The sequence below is a fragment of the Thermodesulforhabdus norvegica genome (assembly GCF_900114975.1).
Taxonomy (GTDB): Bacteria; Desulfobacterota; Syntrophobacteria; order Syntrophobacterales; family Thermodesulforhabdaceae; genus Thermodesulforhabdus; species Thermodesulforhabdus norvegica.
The window spans coordinates 132,935-153,382 of sequence record NZ_FOUU01000001.1 but is presented as its reverse complement, the minus strand read 5'-3'; the positions used below and the strand labels follow the sequence as shown (position 1 = coordinate 153,382).

General features: G+C 50.0%; 19 protein-coding genes. 15 read left to right on the top strand and 4 right to left on the bottom strand.

Translation table 11 applies throughout. The annotated features are described in order from the left end of the window. Window positions 1-11: 11 nt before the first annotated feature. The 5 genes from mlaD (at window position 12) to BM091_RS00725 (ending at window position 4,112) form a co-directional block, all read left to right on the top strand. The gene (mlaD, locus tag BM091_RS00745; RefSeq protein ID WP_093392688.1) at window positions 12-470 is read left to right on the top strand and encodes an outer membrane lipid asymmetry maintenance protein MlaD; all 459 of its coding nucleotides are present in this window, start codon (window positions 12-14) and stop codon (window positions 468-470) included. A gap of 175 nt (window positions 471-645) precedes the next feature. Further along, window positions 646-2,358, top strand: a complete 1,713-nt coding sequence (locus BM091_RS00740) for a tetratricopeptide repeat protein (RefSeq protein WP_093392686.1) — start codon at window positions 646-648, stop codon at window positions 2,356-2,358. A gap of 3 nt (window positions 2,359-2,361) precedes the next feature. Continuing rightward, window positions 2,362-3,099, top strand: a complete 738-nt coding sequence (locus tag BM091_RS00735; RefSeq protein ID WP_093392684.1) for a hypothetical protein — start codon at window positions 2,362-2,364, stop codon at window positions 3,097-3,099. A gap of 97 nt (window positions 3,100-3,196) precedes the next feature. Beyond that, window positions 3,197-3,700, top strand: coding sequence for a Mut7-C RNAse domain-containing protein (locus BM091_RS00730; protein ID WP_093392682.1), 504 nt, complete (start codon window positions 3,197-3,199; stop codon window positions 3,698-3,700). Next, complete coding sequence (locus BM091_RS00725) at window positions 3,684-4,112, top strand: hypothetical protein (protein ID WP_093392680.1); 429 nt, start codon at window positions 3,684-3,686, stop codon at window positions 4,110-4,112. The genes BM091_RS00730 and BM091_RS00725 overlap by 17 nt, the downstream gene beginning before the upstream one ends. A 14-nt stretch (window positions 4,113-4,126) precedes the next feature. Here BM091_RS00725 and BM091_RS00720 read toward each other — a convergent pair whose 3' ends face one another. Both BM091_RS00720 and fusA read right to left on the bottom strand, forming a co-directional pair. After that, complete coding sequence (locus BM091_RS00720) at window positions 4,127-4,624, bottom strand: MogA/MoaB family molybdenum cofactor biosynthesis protein (protein ID WP_177193464.1); 498 nt, start codon at window positions 4,622-4,624, stop codon at window positions 4,127-4,129. A gap of 59 nt (window positions 4,625-4,683) precedes the next feature. Further along, on the bottom strand, window positions 4,684-6,768 hold the full coding sequence (gene fusA, locus BM091_RS00715) for an elongation factor G (protein WP_218148763.1): 2,085 nt from the start codon (window positions 6,766-6,768) through the stop codon (window positions 4,684-4,686). 226 nt (window positions 6,769-6,994) lie between these two features. Between fusA and BM091_RS00710 the strand changes: the two genes are divergently transcribed. Then, complete coding sequence (locus BM091_RS00710; RefSeq protein WP_093392676.1) at window positions 6,995-7,924, top strand: TetR/AcrR family transcriptional regulator; 930 nt, start codon at window positions 6,995-6,997, stop codon at window positions 7,922-7,924. Between the two features lie 14 nt (window positions 7,925-7,938). After that, complete coding sequence (acpP, locus tag BM091_RS00705) at window positions 7,939-8,190, top strand: acyl carrier protein (protein WP_093392674.1); 252 nt, start codon at window positions 7,939-7,941, stop codon at window positions 8,188-8,190. A gap of 36 nt (window positions 8,191-8,226) precedes the next feature. On the opposite strand, the gene BM091_RS00700 is transcribed toward acpP, so the two are convergent. Continuing rightward, entirely contained in the window at window positions 8,227-8,418 is a 192-nt protein-coding gene (locus BM091_RS00700) for a hypothetical protein (protein ID WP_093392672.1), read from the bottom strand. A 148-nt stretch (window positions 8,419-8,566) separates the two neighbouring features. Further along, complete coding sequence (locus BM091_RS00695; RefSeq protein WP_093392670.1) at window positions 8,567-8,806, bottom strand: hypothetical protein; 240 nt, start codon at window positions 8,804-8,806, stop codon at window positions 8,567-8,569. A 157-nt stretch (window positions 8,807-8,963) separates the two neighbouring features. Here BM091_RS00695 and recD2 point away from each other — a divergent pair, with 157 nt between their 5' ends. The 8 genes from recD2 (at window position 8,964) to ybeY (ending at window position 20,448) form a co-directional block, all read left to right on the top strand. Further along, window positions 8,964-11,141: an SF1B family DNA helicase RecD2 gene (recD2, locus tag BM091_RS00690; RefSeq protein WP_093392668.1), complete on the top strand. Its 2,178-nt coding sequence runs from the start codon at window positions 8,964-8,966 to the stop codon at window positions 11,139-11,141. Next, on the top strand, window positions 11,138-12,298 hold the full coding sequence (locus BM091_RS00685) for an efflux RND transporter periplasmic adaptor subunit (protein WP_093392666.1): 1,161 nt from the start codon (window positions 11,138-11,140) through the stop codon (window positions 12,296-12,298). Before recD2 ends, BM091_RS00685 begins: the two co-directional genes overlap by 4 nt. Before the next feature lie 9 nt (window positions 12,299-12,307). Continuing rightward, on the top strand, window positions 12,308-15,451 hold the full coding sequence (locus tag BM091_RS00680; protein WP_093392664.1) for an efflux RND transporter permease subunit: 3,144 nt from the start codon (window positions 12,308-12,310) through the stop codon (window positions 15,449-15,451). Beyond that, entirely contained in the window at window positions 15,448-16,887 is a 1,440-nt protein-coding gene (locus BM091_RS00675; protein ID WP_093392662.1) for a DNA integrity scanning protein DisA nucleotide-binding domain protein, read from the top strand. Before BM091_RS00680 ends, BM091_RS00675 begins: the two co-directional genes overlap by 4 nt. Window positions 16,888-16,900: 13 nt before the next feature. Then, window positions 16,901-17,353 carry a PPC domain-containing DNA-binding protein gene (locus BM091_RS00670; RefSeq protein WP_093392660.1) on the top strand — a complete coding sequence of 151 codons (453 nt, stop codon included), beginning with the start codon at window positions 16,901-16,903 and terminating at the stop codon, window positions 17,351-17,353. Window positions 17,354-17,415: 62 nt separating this feature from the next. Next, a complete protein-coding gene (locus BM091_RS00665) occupies window positions 17,416-18,402 on the top strand; it encodes a PhoH family protein (RefSeq protein ID WP_093392658.1) in 987 nt (328 codons plus the stop codon). After that, window positions 18,399-20,051 (top strand): HD family phosphohydrolase, encoded by a 1,653-nt coding sequence (locus tag BM091_RS00660; RefSeq protein ID WP_093392656.1) that lies wholly within the window; start codon window positions 18,399-18,401, stop codon window positions 20,049-20,051. The genes BM091_RS00665 and BM091_RS00660 overlap by 4 nt, the downstream gene beginning before the upstream one ends. Further along, a complete protein-coding gene (gene ybeY, locus BM091_RS00655; RefSeq protein ID WP_177193463.1) occupies window positions 20,023-20,448 on the top strand; it encodes an rRNA maturation RNase YbeY in 426 nt (141 codons plus the stop codon). Before BM091_RS00660 ends, ybeY begins: the two co-directional genes overlap by 29 nt.

The window sequence follows — 20,448 nt, the reverse complement described above, 5'->3', positions numbered from 1 at the left end:
GAGTCCTTAAAATGGAACATGTAAGCCGCCGTCTCGAGTTTGCCGTTGGCTTATTCCTGCTCATCGGTTTGCTTGCAACGGGATACGTTTCTTTCAGGCTCGGAGAGGTTTCTTTGTGGAACCTGAAAGATTATTATACCGTATACGCCCGTTTCAGTAATGTGGCCGGATTAAAGAAAAAAGCTCCGGTCACCATTGCGGGCGTTGAAGTCGGTTATGTGGAAGACATTGTGCTCGATCAGGGACAGGCTCTGGTTAAGCTTCGTGTGAAGAAGGATGTCAGACTCGAAGAAGATGTAATAGCAAGCATAAAAACCATGGGCATTATCGGGGACAAGTACATTGCCATATCTCCTGGAGGACTTGACTCTTACATTCCTCCGGGAGGCGAAATAGTGGACACTCAGCCTCCCCTGGATATTGAAGAGCTCCTTGGGAAATTCGTCTTCGGTAAGGTCAAAGAAGAGTGACGGTTTCGCTTTTTTCCCGCAGCCCTGATTTTTTGAAATTCCGTCATGATTTATGCCCTTCCGGCTTCCTTCGGCTTAAATTGACTTTCCGGAATAGGCTGTGATATGCACTACTACACCGATCCTTTAGTTTTGAATATTTAAGGTGCTACTTACGGAGGTTCACGTACTATCCATGAAAAAATTTGTGATGATTATAGCGCTGAGCCTTATGGTTTCCTGTGCAACCTTTCATAACCCGCCGAATCTTAAATACGAAGCGGTGGAGCCGGAATTGAAAAATTCCCCCCTCTACTTCAAGTATCTGAAAGCTCAGTTGTTGCTTCACGAAGAACGGTTTGATGAGGCTATAGAGGTTTATAAAGAGGTCCTCAGCCTGCGGCCGGGATCGATTGAAATTCTGAGGGAATTATCAACCTTACTGGTTCGGCAGGGTCGCATAGAAGAGGCGTTGGGTTATGCCGAAAAACTGCTGAACCGTGCCCCGGGCGATCCTGAAGTTCTGGTCTTTGTCGGGCGACTTTACGCCGGAGCAGGGCGGTGGAAGCAGGCCATTGATGTGTTTGAGAGGGCCTTTGCCATCAATCCTGAAGATGCCGATGTGTGTTTGCTTCTTGGGACGCTTTACGCTCAGGTGGGAATGTACGATGAAGCCATTAAAAGGCTGGACCTTCTCACGGAGATTCTTCCTGACAACCCCCTTGCCTACTACTATAAAGCCAGGGTCCTGCTGGAGATGAGGTTGTACGAATTTGCCGAAAAGATGTATCTGAAGGCCCTGGAGATTGATCCTTATCTTACCGAGGCTCTCCTTGACCTTTCCTATCTTTATGAGAACACGGGCAAGAAAGATAAAGCCGTGGAGGCTTACAGGCGCATTTTATCTTACGATCCCGATAACCCGCTGGCTCTTGAGCGGCTGGGTAACTTTTTTATGAGGACCGGCCGGCTGGATGAGGCGCTGGAGATCTTTGAACGGCTGAGCATGCTGGAAAAGTCGGGAGATCTGGAGAACAGGCTTAAAATCGGAATTATACATCTAAAAAAGCGCAGCTATGAGGAAGCAATAAAAGATTTCAGAGCCGTTTTACAGAAGGAGCCGGAGTACGATCAGGCTCTTTTCTACCTTGCCACCACCTACGAAGAACAGGGGGATTTTGAACAGGCCATAGTAAACTATCGGCTTATTCAGCCTTCCAGCAGTTTGTGGAAGATTGCTCAGATAAGGCTTGCGGTTATCTTTTCCCGCAAAGGGGAATACGATACGGCCGTTGATGTTTTGAGAAAGGCGGCGGCTGTGCCCGAAGGTGGGCATCCCGAGTTTTTCCTCTATATGGCCATGTTTCGTGAGGAGCAGGGCAGGCTGGAGGAGGCCATTGCTATCCTTGACGAGGGCCTTGATAAGTTTCCCGGAGACGTTGATCTGCTTTATCGTAAGGGTATTGTGCTGGATAAGCAGGGTAGGAAGAACGATGCAATTAAGGTGATGGAGAAGATTCTCGAAAAGGACCCCAATAATGCCGAAGCGCTGAATTATATCGGATATACTTACGCGGACCAGGGTATCCGCCTGGATGAAGCAGAAAAGCTTATAAGGCGAGCTCTGGAACAGCAACCCGACGACGGCTACATTCTGGACAGTATGGCCTGGGTGTACTACCGGATGGGGAAGTACGATAAAGCCCGGATCTACATCGATAAGGCACTTGAAAGAGTTCCCGAGGATCCCGTAATAACCGACCATGCCGGGGATATATACAGAGCGCTGGGAAGCCTGAAGAAGGCCCTTCGGTTTTACGAGCGGGCTATTGAGCTGGGGCATGAAAAAAAGGCCGAAATCGAAAAAAAGATTAAACAGATTAAGGCCCGTTTTGGAAGACCGGATTGATCGATGAAACTCGAGGATGTTTGCATATCTGGGAGGGAAATTTTCTCGAAAAGCCGGAGGTTGTGCTCCTTCGCAGCCTTTGCACTTTATCTGACGGGATTGATTTCCTTGATCCTGTGCCTTTCTTCCTGTACGCCGGGGTTCGTGCATCTCGGTGGAAAGCTGAAAAAATCCGGGGTGGCAACGGCCGATCGCTGTGCTCTCTGGGAGCAGTATTTCTGTCGCCTTCAGGGCCGGGTTGTGGTCGAAGGTTCCGAAAGGGCCTTTACGCTGGTAATATGGAGTGCTCCGGAAAGAATCAGGGTTGATGTGGTTTCAGGATGGGGCGGTACGGTGGCCGTGGGGATTTTCGATGAGAAAAGGGATAATCTTGTGTGGCTACCGTCCAGGAAGGAAGTCTATCTGTCTAAGGATGGCAGCCAGCTGACGAAGTATCTTCTGGGTGTTGAATTTCCGCCTCAAAAAATTCGGGAACTTATTTCAGGATGCGGTCCCGACATGGGCGAAAGGCGGAGTGGCTACGAGATTAGAAGATTAATAATCGGAGAGCAGAAGAAGGTGATCGTAGAATACGATCCGCCTTTTAGATTCTCCGATTCGGGAACCTATCCACAGCATATATTGATAAGCACGGAAGAGGGATCTGTCAGGCTGGATGTTGAAACGGTTGAATTGCGGAGTGTAGAGACGGAAGTATACAAGTTATCTTTTCCCGGGGACGTTAAGGTGTTTCGCCTGTAGCCGGTCTTTCGGACAGGGTGGTATTTATTGCAACCTTGCCCTTTGAGAAGGTTTTTATTAGCGTCCCGGACGGATAAGGAAGGCGAAGCTTTTGGCCATGCTTTGCGAAGTACCGAGGTTTGCGGTTGATGCCATGCTCGGAAAGATGGCTAAATGGCTCCGTTTTATGGGATTTGATACGCTCTATGTCTATGTCAGGTATCCCCATGAAGTCAGACGGCTCGTATCGGAAGGTCGTGTTTTTGTGACGCGGAATCGCAGGTGGCAGGGGATGAAGGGAGTTATAGTAATTTCTGCAAACGATCTTGACGATCAGATAGTGGAGCTTGCCGAAGTGCTGGATTTTGCCCTTCCGGATGACGACGAATGGTTTTCCAGATGCGGCCGCTGCAACGCCGTTCTCGAGCAGGTGGATCGCCGGTCCGTAACCGGAATGGTTCCTGAGTACGTGTGGGAAACGACGGAAGAGTTTTTTCGGTGTCCCACCTGCGGGAAGGTTTACTGGCCGGGAAGTCACGTTGAGAGGATGCAGGGTAAACTTGAGAGTTTAAAAAGGGCCTTAGCAGAAAAGGGAGGTAGGGATTATGGCGGATCTTTTTGAAAAAGTTAAGGTGATGGGACAGAAGGCAGCTCTTACCGCTCAACAATATGGTGAAACCGCTCTTCAGTGGAAGATGAAGCTCTTGAAGAAACAGCAACAGAAGCTTCGTCAGAAGCTTGCCGCTCGGAAGGCGGAGAAAGTTTTTAGCGAGTTTGGCCTTGAGATCTATCGTCTTATTAAAGAGGGCGTAACCGATTGGCAGAATGCTCCTTCCGTAAAAGAAAAGCTGGAAAAGATGAAACTGGCGGAAGCCGACATAGCACAGTTCAATCAGATCATTGAGGAGATTGAGAGGGCTTTTGAAGAGAAGAAGCGAGAAATTAGAGAGAAGTTTGAAGCCCGGAAAAAGAAACTGGAGTCTTCAGAAGCCGCGCAGGAGCAGACCGAGAAGCCCGAAGAACCCGCGGAATAATTCGTCACTTTTTCTTACGAACCCGGGGGAGCGCATTCTTCAGTGCTCCCCCGAATTTTTTCCAGGGCGTGAGGGATGGCCTTACGAATGACCTGATAATTTTCCTTTGCGCCTTTTGGGCTTCCGGGAAGGTTTACGATCAGGCTCTGCTTTCTTATGCCCACGACGGCTCGGGAAATCAGAGCATGAGGGGTTATCCTGAAGCTTTCCATTCTCATGGCTTCGGCCATGCCGGGAACTTCCCTTTCTATTACTTCTCTCGTCGCATCGGGCGTAACATCTCGAGGGCTTACCCCGGTGCCGCCGTTGGTAACTATAAGCTCGTAACCCTTAACATCCGAGAACTCTATTAATTTTCGTACGATTTCATCTCTTTCATCGGGAACTATGACCTTTTCGGCAACGTGAAATCCGTCTTCTTCCAGCAAGACCCTGAGGGCTTCCCCCGTCAGGTCTTCTCTCTGACCCCGTGAGCACCGATCACTGACGGTGATAATGGCCGCCTTTATCATCGACGTAATCCGAATTTCGGGTGAAGGGGGAGCGTATTTTTGCCGCTCCCCGTGCCACACTAACGACCTTCTTTTTCAGCTTCGGCCTTGGCCTGCTCTATTATTTTTTCCTGAAGATGAGCGGGAACCTCTTCGTAATGGTCGAATCTCATGGTGAACATTCCGCGTCCTGCCGTCATGGAGCGAAGATCGGCAGCATACCTCTGGACCTCTGCAAGGGGAACATGGGCCTTTATAATTTGCTTCTTCCCTTTGCTTTCCATACCGAGCACTTTGCCTCTCCGGCCGTTCAGATCGCCTATGACATCCCCCATGCAATCGTCGGGAACGACTATTTCCATGTACATTATGGGTTCCAGCAGAGTCGGCTTTGCCTCCATGGCGGCCTTCTTAAAGGCCATGGATCCGGCGATCTTAAAAGCCAGTTCCGAAGAGTCAACGGAATGATAGGACCCGTCCACGAGGTCCACCTTGAAATCTATCATAGGATATCCGGCCAGCACTCCCTCCTGAGCCGCTTCAACAATACCTTTTTCCACGGCAGGGATGAACTGCTTTGGTATCACGCCTCCAACTATCTTATCGACGAACTGAAAGCCTTCGCCTCTTGGCAACGGCTCCATCTCAATCCAGCAGTCTCCGTATTGTCCCCGTCCTCCTGTCTGCTTCTTGTACTTACCCTGAACCCTTGCTTTGCCTTTGATGGTTTCTTTATAGGGCACTTTGGGCAGACGGAGATTTACTTCCACTCCGTACTTCCTCTGAAGTTTTTCTACCGTTGCCTCTATGTGGATTTCTCCCATTCCCGAGATAACCATCTCTTTCGTTTCGTCATTCCGCTCCAGCTTGAGGGCCACGTCTTCTTCCATAAGCCGTGCTAAGGACGAAAAGATTTTTTCTTCGTCGCCTCTGGTTTTGGGTTCTATGGCAAGAGAATAAACCACGGGTGGAAGAGGCAGAGTTTTGAAAATCACGGGGTTTTTCTCATCACAAAGGGTATCCCCCGTTGCGGTGTCCTTAAGCTTTGCTACGGCCACTATGGAGCCCGGCAGTGCTTCCTGAACGGGTTTCTGGGTTTTACCCTGAAGGGTCAAAATGTTTCCGAATCTTTCCCTGGTCTGCTTGGATGAATTATACACGGTGGAATCCGGCACGAGCTTCCCTGAAAATACGCGCATGATCGTAAGCCGCCCGGCATAGGGATCGCTCAGGGTCTTGATCACGAGAGCGCTGAAGGGTTCTTCTTCGGAGGGTGCACGCTCAACCTCATTCCCCGCCGGATCCGTTGCCTTCCTTGGGCCTCGTTCCACGGGAGAGGGGAAGTACTTTTCAATAAGGTTCAAAAGCTGCGCTATGCCCTTATTTGCGACTCCGGAACCACAGGCTATTGGTATGAGCTTCTGAGAGATTATCGCTTTTTTGATGCCCCCTTCAATTTCTTCCGGCGTCAGGGCCTCTCCTTCCAGGTATTTTTCCAGCAATTCGTCGTCTGATTCGGCAACTCTTTCCATAATCTGTTCACGGTACTGTTCAACCAGATCTGCCAGATCCGCAGGTGGTTCGGTTACCTCAAACTTTCCCGACTCGTCATCGCCGTACATGTAAGCCTTTTGTTCAAGGACGTTTACCACGCCTTTGAAGTCTTCTCCGGCCCCGACAGGAACGATAAGGGGGACGCAGACGTCTCCGAAGTTGGCGACTATTTCATCGACGGTTTTCTGGAAATCGGCACGTTCTCTGTCGATTTTGCTTATGAAGATAAAACGAGGATGCTCAAGGGCGTCTGCCAGCTCCCAGGCTTTTTCGGTCTGGACCTTGATTCCATCTACGGCATCCACGACCACGATGACCCCGTCGGCACCGTGCAGGGCCATCTGCATGTCGCCGATGAAGTTAAAATCGCCGGGAGTGTCTATAAGATTAAAGATGTGTTTATTCCATTCAAAGGTGCAGAAGGATGTGGAAATGGTGATCTTTCTTTTGATTTCCTCGGGTTCGTAGTCCAGCAGGGAATTTCCCTGATCGACCTTATTGAGCCTTGTAGTAACTCCTGCGGTGTAGAGCAAGGCTTCTGCAAGGGAGGTTTTTCCTGCGCCTGTGTGGGCTACCAATGCGAAAGTTCTTATGTTTGAACCGTTTTTCATTTTGCTCCCCATTCCCCGTTTTTATTTGGCTTTGGTGTATAGATCCCGCCGGATGATACTCAAGCAGTTTGAGAACATAGTTTATTGATTTCAGGTAAGTCAAGGTCTTTTGGGGGTGATCTTTGAAAAAATGGATGTTTTCGGAAAAATCTTCTTGACGGGAAGGATTAGATGATGGATAAGACTGACCGGTCAGTACCACAACGACGGCAACCGAGGGAGACCTGTGACGGAAATCTTGCCTTCCGAGCCCGGCAATCAGGCTTCCGGTAATCCGATCCCTATGGACCATGTTGACTCCGTCCTCCAGAAGCCCAGGGCTGAGTGGGTAAGAACCTCTGCGAAGTTTCTTAGAGAAATGCCCGAGCACCAGCATGCTCCCTTTCTGAAAGCTCTTTTTAAGAAGGTAACCCTTATAGACCCGGGGATGCTGAAAGCCCTTGTGGAAGGGCTGTGTCGGAATCGAGAGGTCTGTTCTCCTCTGATTCAGGGCCTGGGACTACTTCTGGAATTTCGCGAATATCTGAATGTCGAGGGAGAAGGATCGGGGCACCGGTCATTACAGCCCGTTGTCGAAAGGATTCTCGATGCGGCTCTTTCAGTGTTTTCAAAGAGAGGCTATCACGAAGCCACGATGGAAGAAATCGCTCAGGTTGCCGGGGTGGGTAAGGGGACCCTTTACAGGTACTTTAAGAGTAAGGATGAACTGTATCATGCCCTTTTAGAAGTGCGCCTCAAAGGGCTGGACGATGAAATACAGCAAATCATTAATTCTCCGGAACTTGACGTCGTTGACACGATTTACAGATGCTTTCAGGTTTATCTGAGGTTTTTTGAGCATTACCGGGGGTTGTACCGGCTGATTTTACGAGAATGGAAGGCAGAGGAGCACGGCATTTACATAAAGCGTGCCCTCAGAAGGCTATATCCCCTCAAGAAGAAAATCTTTGAAGCCACACGATCGGGGATTTTCAAACCTCTGCACTTTGAAACAACCTTCTACGGCTTTATGGGGTTTTTACACGGTATTGTGCAGAAATGGCTTGACCACGGTTGTGATTATTCTCTTCTGGACGACCTGCCCGTCGCTTCGGAGATTCTGCTTTACGGGGTTATAACCGAGAAGGAACGGGAGAAACTGGAAAAACAGATTTAAGCAGGAGGTAGGAGATGGATAAGGAGGCCATTAAACAGCGGGTTGTCGACCTCATCGTGGAAAAGCTGGGGGTAGAAAAAGAAGACGTGAAACCCGAGGCTCATGTAGTGGACGATCTTGGAGCGGATTCGCTTGATGTTGTGGAGCTCGTTATGGCGCTGGAGGAAGAGTTCGACATAGAAATACCCGATGAAGATGCCGAAAACATTCGCACCGTTCAGGACATATTCGATTACATAGACAGAGTTGTGGCCGCAGCTTCTTAAAGCGGAAAGTTGAAGAGAAGGGGCGGAAGCCTCTTCTCACCCGGATTGATCTTCCTTTAAAATCTTTTCTACATCAACCCCCTGAGTTGACATGGCGGTCTTTTTTATGGCCCAGAAGATTTCGTGAAAGTGGGTTTCAAAGTTGGACGGGGAGATCCGCCCCAGTTCTATGAATTTGACGACTATTTCTTTCGCCATCTTCAGGAATTTTTCGTCATCAGGGTGCATAAATCCGCCCTCTCTCAACAGGCTTAACGGTCACCTTTTTTGGAAGGGTTGCAGGCAGTTCTGAAGGAAGGCCGGATTTTACTGTGCTGCAACCCTTCCGGGATCGAAATACCCTCCTCAGGCATTCCGACCCAAAGGCCTGATATTATCAGCTACCGAAGTTTTTTCTGCGTCTGTGGGATGAATTTCTTCCATGCCTTCCGTGACGATTCCTGCGACCTCGAGGCCTGAGGAAATCCACCCGGATGAATTCCTTACCGTTTACAAAGGAGACGTAAAGAGGATAGATGTTAAGCTCTCTCTGGACGATGGATTTTATTTTTCGCAGGTCAGAACTCTTGGTGACCCCGTATTTTCGGTAGTCATCCGTCTTGATGTAAAGAGACATAAGTTGCACCTCGGAATGTGCGATTTATTCGTTCAGCCCATTCAAAATATTAGATACGATTGCCAATTGTGTCAAAAGAGAAAAGAATGTTATGTCTCTAGAACTTATGCTAAAGACGTCGGGGCTGGGAGATGAAGCCGTCTGAGGATAGGTTGTTGTGGAAGTCATTCGAGGAGAGGTCGAACGGGTAACTTTTGTGAGTGACGAGGACGGTTACGGCGTAATTCGTCTTCGTGTACCGGGTGTGTCGGATCCCGTCACGGCTACAGGGTATTTTTTTGATGTGTCGCCTGGTGAGTTCCTTGAGTTAACAGGGCAGTGGGCAATACACGAAAAATACGGCCGCCAATTTAAAGCAAAGTCTTACAGGTCTCTTCTTCCTTCCTCTCTGGAGGCCATGAGGCGCTATCTGGGTTCCGGAATGATAAGGGGAATTGGCCCGGTTCTGGCCGATCGGATTGTTGCAAAATTCGGTGAGAAGACCTTTGACGTTATGGAAAAGGATCCTGATCGGCTTCGTGAAGTCGATGGCATCGGCCCGGTGAGGCTCGAGTGCATAAAAAAAGCCTGGGATGAACAGAAGGACATACGCGAGCTCATGCAGTTTATGCAAAATCACGGGTTGCCCGGAAGTTATGCCCATAGAATCTTCCGCTGTTACGGGAAAGAGTCTCTTAACGTCCTTAAAAGCGATCCCTACCGCGTTGCCATAGACGTTCACGGAATAGGTTTTATATCGGCCGATAAGATTGCCATGGCCCTGGGTATCCCTCCCGATTCCCTAATAAGGGCAAAAGGAGCAATTTTGTACATGCTTCATGAAGTGGGATCCGACGGGCATGTATGTTATCCAGAACATCTTTTGCTGGACGTCGTTTCCGACAAACTGGGTATCTCTCGGGCTACCCTTCTCCTGGGACTTGAAGAGCTGGAACGGGCCAATCTGGTCCTTCGTGATAATCGGTCCGGAGGGGATAATTTCGTATATCTGCCGGGTTTTCACAGGTGTGAGGTGGGTGCGGCTCAGAGGCTTGCCAGAATAGCAGCGATGCCAAGGCCGCTTCCCCCGATTGGTCCGATTATTGAGTACGTTCAGAATAAATTGCCTTTTGCTCTGGACGACCGACAGAAGGAGGCTCTTTCTACGGCGCTTTCGTCGGGAGTAACCCTCATAACCGGAGGACCGGGAACGGGAAAAACCACGCTGGTGAAAGCCCTGGTTGAAGCCTCCAGGGTGTTGAATGAGCGCATTGTGCTTGCGGCGCCTACGGGTCGTGCTGCAAAGCGCCTTGAAGAATCCACAGGCCAGAGAGCTTCCACCATTCACAGGCTTCTGGAATATTCACCCCGTGACGGAGGGTTTTCTCGTAATGAAAGGAACCCTCTGAAAGGTGACGTTTTTGTTATAGATGAGACATCCATGCTGGATCTGGTGCTGCTTTATCATTTCCTCAAGGCCGTACCGGACGGAGCCTCCCTCGTGTTCGTAGGCGATGCCGATCAGCTCCCCTCTGTTGGACCCGGGGACGTTTTAAGAGACCTGATCGAATCGGGCGTTTTTCGCGTCATAAGGCTGAACACGATTTACCGTCAGGCCAGAAAAAGTGCCATCATCATCAATTCTCACAGGATTCGGGAGGGTAAGTTTCCGCTGAAGCATGATGGAAGGAAAGACAGGCTGTCGGATTTCTACTTCATAGTTCGTGAGGATCCGGAGGATGTTATCAGGACAATGATCAAGCTTTGTGCCGAACGTATTCCCGCAAGATTTGGACTGGATCCGATAAAGGATGTACAAATCCTGACTCCCATGAATCGGGGACCCCTTGGGACTTATGCTCTTAATCGAATACTTCAGGATGTTTTTAACCCGGGTTCGATTCAGATCGAGCGCGGGGGTATGAGGTTTCGTCCCGGCGATAAAGTCATGCAGATAAGAAATAACTACGAGAAGGACGTTTTTAACGGGGATCTGGGACGTATAGTGAAGGTTGATTTTGAGTACCAGAAGGTTTTTGTCGATTTCGAAGGGCGGGTGATTGAGTACGATGTGACGGAACTTGATGAACTATCCCTTGCATATGCCATAAGCATTCACAAGGCTCAGGGAAGTGAATACCCTGCTGTCATCTTTCCCGTTGTGACACATCACTATGTGCTACTTCAGAGAAATCTCGTATACACGGCCGTGACGCGAGGGAAAAAACTGGTGGTCATGATCGGAACTTACAGAGCTCTGGCACTGGCCCTGAAGAACACCAAGCTTCAAAAGCGCTACAGTCTGCTCAGAGAGCGTCTTATTGAAGAAAGGGAAAAGGTCGGAGAAAGACGGTGAATAAGAAAGCCCTTCTGCAAGTCGGATTGGCCGCTTTCGTCGTTTTTGTGTCTCTGGTGGTGATGAAGTGGCTTGAAGGGTTCAAAAAGCCCGTGCCAACGGTGAGTGAGCAAAGACCTCCGACGGCTGTACGCGTAACGAAGGTCGAACCCTACCGGGGGCCCATTGTGATCTGGAACAGCGGGGTGGTGGAAAGCTTCAGGAGTGCAGATCTCGTTTCACAGGTGTCCGGTAAGATTATCCGGGTTTCCGAAAGGTTTGTATCGGGAGGGAGGTTTAAGGAGGGCGAGGAGGTTATCAAGATCGAAGAGGTGGACTACCAGCTGGGGGTAATTCAGGCTCGTGCCGCCCTGGCGGAGGCACGGGCAAATCTTGAGCTTGAGGAGGCACAGGCCGAAATCGCCAGGAAGGAGTGGCTCAGGAGTCGGAACAGGTTACCCGTTCCAAGGCTCGTGGCAAGGATACCTCAGGTTCAGGCCGCAAAAGCTAAGCTGGAGTCCGCAAAGGCTCAGCTTGAAAGATCCATGCTGGATTTACAGAGAACGTCCATAAAGACGCCTTTTCCCTGCGTTATAAGCGAGAAGTACGTGGACGTGGGTCAGTATGTTACGGTGGGTCAGAGGCTGGCGAGGGTCTTTTATACGGGGAGTGTCGAAATAACGGTCCCGATAGGAAGGGACGACTTAAAGTGGTTGAAGGTACCGGGTTTGACGTGTCCTGTCGATGAAAGGGGCAGTGATGCGGAGGTGGTTGCTCTTGTCGGAGGTGTCGAACGCCGGTGGCAGGGCAGGGTGGTCAGGTGGCGGGGGCAGGTGGATGAAGCCACACGACTCTATCCCGTTATCGTGAGGGTTGACCGTGCCTATGACACTATTCCGCCTCTTGCCGTGGGAACTTTTGTTAATGTGGGCATCCACGGTTCGGTGGTGAAAGCCGGTATACTGCCAGTTTCGGCAATAAGGCTCGACGATAAGGGTGGCGAGATCGTATGGGTTGTTGAAGGTGGCGTTATGAAATCCCGTCCCGTAAAGGTGGCCCACAGGTGGAAGGGGCGGGCCTACGTTGTTTCGGGGCTTAAAGGTGGCGAGGATGTGGTTATTTCCGATCTGCCTCTGGCAACCGAGAATATGCCCGTAAGCATTGCGGGTCGGGAATAGGGAGAGAATGTGAAGTCCATCATACGCTGGTTTGTTGAAAACCATGTGGCGGCAACCATGTTGAAAGTGTTCGTGGTGGTTGCCGGACTTCTGCAGCTTTATACCATGAAGGTCGAGGTTTTTCCCGAAGCATCGCTCGATCAGGTGTCGGTCATCGTCAATTATCCCAATGCATCTCCTGATGAGGTTGAAGAAGCCATCATAGACAAAATAGAGGAAAGGGTTGTCGGCCTTGAAGGTGTAAGGAAGGTGACCTCCATTGCGGCAGAGGGAGTGGGGGTTGTGACCGTTGAGTTTACCGAAGATCGGGATGTTCAGGAAGTGCTGGATGATGTCAAAACGGAGGTCGGCCAGATTACGACCTTCCCGGAAGAGGCGGAGACGCCGATTATTCGAGAAAATGTGGTGAGAATGGAGGTTATAGACCTGGTTGTTTACGGAGATGTGAGTGAGCGGGTTTTAAAAAGGGCCGCTCAGATTGTAAAAGACGAGATTATAAGGCTCCCTCACGTCTCCCTTGCTGAAATATTCGGCGCAAGAGAGAGTGAAATTCACATAGAAATCCCCGAAGAAAATTTACGGAGTCTGGACCTTACCCTCCAGGACGTTGCCTCCGTTGTGAGACGGTTGAGCCTGAACCTTCCGGCGGGGAAGGTTACCAACCTTGAGGGTGAGGTTCTGTTCAGAGCAACGGGTCGGGTGGAAACCGCAAGGTTTTACAATGACCTGGTGATTATCAGCATGCCTGACGGTTCGAGGGTCAGGATAAGGGATATCGGAAGGGCCCGTGAGGGTTTTGAAAACATCGGCATGTCCGTCCGCTACAACGGTAAGCCCGCAATGTTAATAGTGGTGTACCGGGTATCGGAACAGAATGCCCTCACGGTAGCCCGGGAGGTGAAAGAGTTCCTGCCCCTTTTGAAGAAGAGGCTTCCGGCCGGTGTGGATGTTGGCTATTTTGCCGACATGTCTCTGGTGCTTAAAGACCGTATAAGGTTGCTTGTAAAGAATTTAGCTATGGGGTTTGTTCTTGTCGTGTTTCTCCTCGGAATATTTCTGGACTTCAGGCTTTCTTTGTGGGTTTCTGCAGGCATTCCCGTCTCTTTTCTGGCGGCCTTTGCAGTGCTTCCCTTTGTGGACGTCTCCGTTAACATGGTATCGCTTTTTGCTTTCATTATGGTTCTGGGTATTGTTGTGGACGATGCCATTGTTGTGGGCGAAAACATTTTCCGGAAGTCAAGAGAGGGTCTGAATCCCGTTGATGCGGCGGTCAGCGGAACGGTTGATGTGGGTATTCCGGTAATATTTTCGGTGCTTACTACTATGGTGGCCTTCGCTCCTCTGCTCGGCGGAAGTGGTATGATGGGTAAGATTATGAGAAACATTCCCCTCGTGGTGATCCTGGTTCTTGCCGGGTCGCTCCTGGAAGCGATATTCGTTCTTCCGTCCCATCTTTCCAGGAGCAGCTCTCTTGCAGGGGTTGACCGCCCCAAAATGGCGGACAGGCTTCTGGCCCTGTTCGTATCGGGGCCTTACAGCCGTTTCATGAGCCGTTGTTTCAGGTATCGCTACCTTGTGGTCGCTTTTTTTGGGGCATCGATTATTCTTTCACTGGGGATATGGAAGGCAGGATGGATCGGTTATACCTTTTTCCCGAATGTTGAAGGTGACTGGATAATTTGTTCTTTGCGGCTTCCCACGGGAGCCTCGGAAGAAAGGACGAGAGAGGTCGTCAACGAAGTGGAAAAGCGTCTGGCGGCGGCAGTTGAAGAAATTGAGGGAACTCCGTCGAAGGACAGGGAACTTCTGGTAAAAAGTGTATCAACTCTGATAGGCGTCCAGATGAGCACGGAGGATCTATCGGGGCAGTTTGTCAGCGGTAGCCATCTGGCGCAGATCTTTGTGGAGTTACTACCGGCTCAGGAAAGGGACGTTTCCAGTACGGCCGTTATGAACAAATGGCGTGAAAAATGCGCAGGTCTGCCGGGTATAGAAGAAATAACCTTTCAGAGTGCGCTTTTCAGCCCCGGTAAGCCCATTCAGGTGAATTTCTATGGTGATGACGAAGAAATGCTGAGAAAAGCAGCCGAAATGCTGAAAAAAGCTCTTTCCGAGTACTCCGGTGTGTATGACATAGGCGACAGCATGGTTGCCGGAAAGCCCGAAATAAAGTTCGATCTTCTGCCCTGGGGAAGATCTCTCGGGCTTACGCTTCAGGACCTGGCGGGTCAGGTAAGGCATGCCTTTTACGGAGCAGAGGCTCTCCGCTTTCAGCGAGAAAGCGACGAAGTGAAGGTTCTTGTGCGTCTTCCGGAAGAGGAACGAAGAACCCCTGATAATCTCGAAAACCTTTTCATCAGAACTCCCGCCGGGGGATGGGTGCAGTTCAAAGATGTTGCTCAGGCCAGAATAAGCAGGGGATATACCTACATTGAACATGAAGCAAAGCAGAGGGTTGTTAAGGTAACGGCGGACGTTAATACTGCCGTGGCCAATGCCAAGGAGATAAGAAGTGATCTTGCGAAGAGGGTGTTGCCGAAAATCCTGGGAGCTTATTCGGGGATAAGATATTCCTTTGAAGGTGAGGCAAGGGAGGAACGAGAATCCCTGAGAGATGTTTTCAAGGGATTCGGTGTGGCCCTTATCGGGATCTATACACTCCTGGCAATTCCCTTCAGATCCTTTACACAGCCCCTGATCGTCATAACGGCCATACCCTTTGGAATCGTCGGCGCACTTCTTGGTCACATATTCCTGGGGTATGATGTCAGTATAATAAGCCTTTTCGGAATTGTAGGGCTATCGGGCGTGGTGGTTAACGATTCGCTCGTGCTGGTGGAGAGGATCAACAGGTTGAAACCGAACTCAACCATCAGTAGTGCGGCTTTAGAGGCAGTTATGGTGAGGTTCAGACCTGTGATATTAACGTCCCTTACAACCTTTGTCGGTCTCGTACCCATTATTTTTGAAAGGAGTGTACAGGCAAAGGTGCTTATCCCCATGGCCATAAGCCTCGGCTTTGGGATAATTTTCGCCACGGTGGTCACTCTTATCCTGGTTCCCTGCCTGTACCTGATCCTCGAAGATTTTCATCTGTTGTTAGGAAAAGCAGGAGTTTTGTTGAGAGGTTTATTGAGGCCTGTGGAAAGATGAACTATGCAAGCAAGAAACTCAGAATAGTGAACGTACTGGAAGGCCTTATGGAAGGGCTTTCCGATTTCTGCGGTCCAACCCGTGCCGCACTGATTTACGCAGAGCATCCGGAGGATCCGCTCCGTATCTGGGATCCTTTCAGACTGCTTGACGGGCATGAACCCCGGCTTAAGGAGCTCTATGTTGATTCGGAGAAGTGGAGGGAGTGTGAACTGAGCCTTGAAGAGATGCGCTTTTTCGGCGAGATGGTTCCCGAAAAGGACATCGGGCTTAGCGGTGTTATTTCTTACGGTGGTAGGACCGGCGCCATATTCTATCAGATGTGGTTCGTTGATCATCATCCCGACCTCTGCTCCCGAGGACCCGTAGAAAGATGGCTTGAACATGCGGTCTGTATGCTTTCTCATGATTTCGTTACCGAAGATGCCTTTTACACGGCGAGCTCGCGTTACGTGTTAAGGGAGTACGCAAAGTACGCCGTCAGGGATTACATCCTCGATGAACTGAATTTGCTCATCGGCTGGGATATGCCCTATCATGTAACGTCCGTTCTGGACGTTATTCTGGGCCTTTCCAAGCTTCCGGAAGAGGGATCTTTGCCCGAAGGACGCCTGGCCGTTGTGGAGCCGAAAATTTGTGAGGCTCTGCCTCTGGCCGTAAAATTTCCTTCTGCGGATCGACCTTTGCTTAAGAATCTGAAACACGTCAGAAAGCTTCTTACGGCCGTGAGGGATAATCCGGAACTGGCACTGATATCCGACGGAACCTCCATCATAGGGATAGGGCGCTGTGACGGTAAACTCCCTTCGGTTGTTGCCGAATTTAAGAAAACTTACGGATTCGTGCATATTGGGGAAAACCCCGTTTGCAGTTTCTCTGAAGGAAAATTTTATGCCACGAACAGACAACCTCATCTGGTGGAGCTGGAGGAGCTCCTTCTTGAGGCCGATCTTGAAGAGGATGTACGCGATGAAATCTTCAGGATATGCCTGACGATTGTGCGTCGCTCCGTTGAAGAAAAGCACGGTTGTGCGATTGTCGTGGATCTGAACGAAGCGCCCATACCGATATCCGGACAGCGACTTGATAAACCTTTAGACCTATCTGATCCTGAAAACCTTAAGCTTGCCTGTGCATTATCCAAGCTCGATGGGGCCGTTCACATAGGAAGAGACCTTCGCCTTCACGGTTTTTCGTGTCTTCTGGACGGGTTTGCCGTTCCCGGCGAGGATAGATCGAGGGGTGCAAGGTACAATTCGGCCATGAGGTTTACCGCGCAGCATCCGGGTGTTATTGTTATTGCCGTTTCTGCCGATAGGCCGGTGGCGGTTTTTCAGGAAGGTGTTGATGTTACCGGCCATAGGTGGTTTGAGAACTACGCCGAAGATAAAATCTTCAAAACTCCTATGACCCTTAAGGAATGGCTGGGTCTATGAGGCAGGTGGTACTATGAAATACGCACAGGGACGGATAGGACGGGTTTTCGTTTTAAGACTTGAGGAAGGCGAAAAGCTTCCCGACATTCTTGAGGACTTTGCAAAGGAGCAGGGTATTCGAAACGGAGTCGTTTTCCTTCTCGGCGGAGCCGATAGGGGGAGCAGGCTTGTCGTTGGTCCCGATGAAAGCGTTTCGGATCGGATAGTCCCTCTGGTCCACGAAATGTCGGGAATAACGGAAATGGTGGGCCTGGGAACCGTTTTCCGGGATGAGACGGGTTCTCCGACTGTACATCTCCACATGGCTGCAGGAAGAGAGGGAAATGCTTCCGTTGGGTGTTCCAGAGCCGGGGTTTTGGTGTGGCTGGTGGGGGAAGTTGTTATAATTGAGCTGGAAGGCCTTTCGGCTTTGCGCCGACGGGATCCGAGAAGCGGTTTAAGTTTACTTGATTTTACGGAGGAATAAATTATTTTTGAATGCAATGTGTGAAAATAATCAAAGCCTTCGGATTGGAGGTTTAGAAAGACGTGACCCGTGTTGCCTGTGCCGTAAGGCGTGAATTCAGAACCTTTGATGATGCCGAACTGATTCAACAGTTGGCAGGAGAGCGGAATACGAATCTGAAGCTCATAGAAAAGCAGATAGGCGTGAAGCTCTACCTGAGAGGGAATCAGCTCCTGATGGAGGGATCGGAACCGCAGGTTGAAGTATCGCTCAGGCTCTTTGACGAACTCGTGGATCTCATAAAATGCGGATATCCCCTTTATGCCAGCGACATCGTTTACGCTTCGAGAATCTTGAGCGACAACATCCATGCAAACCTCAAGGATATCTTTTTCGACAGGGTTTTCGTCACTTCCAGCAAGAAAGTGGTTACCCCGAAAAGTGAGAAACAAAAGGAGTACATTGATGCCATCCGAAAATACGACATTGTTTTCGGCATAGGGCCGGCTGGAACGGGAAAAACCTATCTGGCGATGGCCATGGCGGTCGCGGCACTTACTGACAGGCTTGTCCGGCGTATCATACTTGTAAGGCCCGCCGTTGAAGCGGGAGAAAAGCTCGGCTTTTTGCCCGGTGACCTCGTAGAAAAGGTCAATCCCTATCTGAGGCCTCTTTACGATGCACTCCACGATATGATGGACTTTGACCGGGCCGCCAAGTTGATCCAGCGGGGTGTAATAGAGATCGCACCGCTGGCCTTCATGAGAGGTCGAACACTTAATGAAGCCTTCGTCATTCTTGATGAGGCTCAGAACACAACCCGGGATCAGATGAAAATGTTTCTGACGAGACTTGGCGTGGGATCTAAAGCCGTTATAACGGGAGATGTTACGCAGATTGACCTGCCCGATGACAAACCTTCCGGATTGGTGGAGGCTATGGAAATTCTTAAAGATATTGAGGGAATATGTTTCGTATATTTTACCCGCCAGGATGTGGTGCGTCACAAGCTCGTTCAGGACATTATTCATGCTTATGAACAGGCCGAAAAGCGGCGAAGGTCTGTATGAAGGAAAAGGAAAATCTTTCTGCAAAAAAGATAAAAAAGGGTAAGGTCTTTTCAGAACGGTTGGGTTCCAATGAGGGAATCGTTGTCTTTATCGGTCTCTGTACTGTTACCTTCTTGAGCCTTCTTTTTGTCACAGGGGCTTTCAGGGGAAATCAGGAGAGCTGGCTCAGAGGGCTTGCAATTTTTCTGGGTTTCCTGATTCTTACCGGTGCCACACTTTCCGTACCCTATCAAATAGGTGCAAAGCACCTGTTCCGTAAGAAACTACAGAAAAAAGATGCGGTCTTCCTCTCATCGGCCCTCTGCATCGAGGTTGGGGCCATCTACTGCATTAACTGGTTTCAGATTCATCTGGCCGATGTGCCGTCGATGATCGTTTCTTCCGACGAACTGGGTCTGTTGACTTTGCTGTTTCCTTCCGTCGCCCTTCCCATGATCGTCGTGACCTTCTTTAACGTTTCCGTTGCGTGGGTTTTCTCTTTTGTCTCATCCATCTTCATGAGCTTTATAATCGGGCGAAACGTTGAGGTTCTGGTTTATTACACTTTAGGAGCACTTTTTGCCGTTCATTTACTCTATCCCTATCACGATAGAATTAAACCGATACGGGTTGGATTGTGGACCGGTGTTTTCCAGGGCTTGCTGGTGCTGTGTGTTTTGATTGTCGATGGGTCTTCCGTTGCGTCGGAGATGGCCCTCTGCTTTCTGGCGGCGGTTTTCGGAGGGATACTTTCGGGGATTCTTGCTTCCGGTCTTATACCCGTTGCGGAATACCTCTTCGGTTATACGACAGACACCAGGCTTATGGAGCTGGCAACCCTCGATCACCCGTTGCTTCAGGAATTGCTCGTTCACGCTCCTGGAACCTATCAGCACAGCATAATAGTGGGAAACATGGTGGAGGTGGCAGCAAGGTCAATAGGCGCCAACGCCCTTCTGGCCAAGGTTGCCGCTTATTTTCACGATGTGGGCAAGATAAAGAAACCGCTCTATTTCATAGAGAATCAGTTTGGTTGTGAGAATCGTCACGATAAGCTGGCCCCGTCAATGAGTAGCCTGATACTGATGTCTCACGTTAAAGACGGAGTGGAGCTGGCCCGAAAGTACAAGCTCGGGAAGGAGATAATCGAAATTATAGCTCAGCATCATGGAACAAGCCTCATCTCTTACTTCTACCAGAAAGCCGTGGAGGCTCGGGAGAAGGCTCAGGAGCAGAAGAAGGGAACGGAGTTACCACCCGTCAAAGAGGAGGACTTTCGATATCCCGGCCCGAAACCTCAGACCAAAGAGGCAGGTCTGGTAATGCTTGCCGACATGGCGGAGGCGGCATGCCGTTCTTTACCCAATCCCACGCCTGCCAGGGTTAAAGGTATGGTGAATAAAATTATAAATCAGGCCTTTGTTGACGGGCAGCTTGATGAGTGCGAGCTGACCCTGAGAGACCTTCATCAAATTGCAAAGCATTTCCATCAGATCCTTTCCACAATCCACCACAGGCGTATAGAATATCCTGCTCAGGAACCGTCAACCAGAGCTAGGGAAACCGGAAATGGCAGAGATTCTAATCAGCAACAACCAGCGCCATCCGATCGACCTGAAGTTCCTGCATCGGCGGGCGGAGTTGATCTTAAGCGCCTTGGGCTGTCATGATGTGGAGCTGAGTATCCTGCTTACTGACAATCGGGAGATTGCCCACCTTAACAAAACCTACAGGAGTGTTGATGAGCCCACGGATGTTTTGTCCTTTCCCATGGGCAATGGAGACCCGGAGCATGAAGGTATTCCCCGTATTCTGGGAGATGTTGTCATATCGATAGAGATGGCAATGGAGATGTCTGAACGCTATAATGTTCCACTTGAAACCGTTCTGGATGTGTTGCTCACTCACGGTGTTCTCCATCTCCTGGGCTACGACCATGATACCCGGGACAATGCCCGGGAAATGGATGAAAGGGCTCTGGAAATCCTGAGATTGTTCGGGCATATGCCCGAAAACCTGAACTGGTACCTTACTGAAAGCTGGTACGAAGACGATCGGGAGGGCTGA

What these genes read in the sequence shown, in the direction of transcription:
- mlaD (WP_093392688.1), top strand. Translation starts at nt 12, where the DNA reads ATGGAACATGTAAGCCGCCGTCTCGAGTTTGCCGTTGGCTTATTCCTG.
- BM091_RS00740 (WP_093392686.1), top strand. Translation starts at nt 646, where the DNA reads ATGAAAAAATTTGTGATGATTATAGCGCTGAGCCTTATGGTTTCCTGT.
- BM091_RS00735 (WP_093392684.1), top strand. Translation starts at nt 2,362, where the DNA reads ATGAAACTCGAGGATGTTTGCATATCTGGGAGGGAAATTTTCTCGAAA.
- BM091_RS00730 (WP_093392682.1), top strand. Translation starts at nt 3,197, where the DNA reads ATGCTTTGCGAAGTACCGAGGTTTGCGGTTGATGCCATGCTCGGAAAG.
- BM091_RS00725 (WP_093392680.1), top strand. Translation starts at nt 3,684, where the DNA reads ATGGCGGATCTTTTTGAAAAAGTTAAGGTGATGGGACAGAAGGCAGCT.
- BM091_RS00720 (WP_177193464.1), bottom strand. Translation starts at nt 4,624, where the DNA reads ATGATAAAGGCGGCCATTATCACCGTCAGTGATCGGTGCTCACGGGGT.
- fusA (WP_218148763.1), bottom strand. Translation starts at nt 6,768, where the DNA reads ATGAAAAACGGTTCAAACATAAGAACTTTCGCATTGGTAGCCCACACA.
- acpP (WP_093392674.1), top strand. Translation starts at nt 7,939, where the DNA reads ATGGATAAGGAGGCCATTAAACAGCGGGTTGTCGACCTCATCGTGGAA.
- BM091_RS00700 (WP_093392672.1), bottom strand. Translation starts at nt 8,418, where the DNA reads ATGCACCCTGATGACGAAAAATTCCTGAAGATGGCGAAAGAAATAGTC.
- BM091_RS00695 (WP_093392670.1), bottom strand. Translation starts at nt 8,806, where the DNA reads ATGTCTCTTTACATCAAGACGGATGACTACCGAAAATACGGGGTCACC.
- BM091_RS00675 (WP_093392662.1), top strand. Translation starts at nt 15,448, where the DNA reads ATGAACTATGCAAGCAAGAAACTCAGAATAGTGAACGTACTGGAAGGC.
- BM091_RS00670 (WP_093392660.1), top strand. Translation starts at nt 16,901, where the DNA reads ATGAAATACGCACAGGGACGGATAGGACGGGTTTTCGTTTTAAGACTT.
- BM091_RS00660 (WP_093392656.1), top strand. Translation starts at nt 18,399, where the DNA reads ATGAAGGAAAAGGAAAATCTTTCTGCAAAAAAGATAAAAAAGGGTAAG.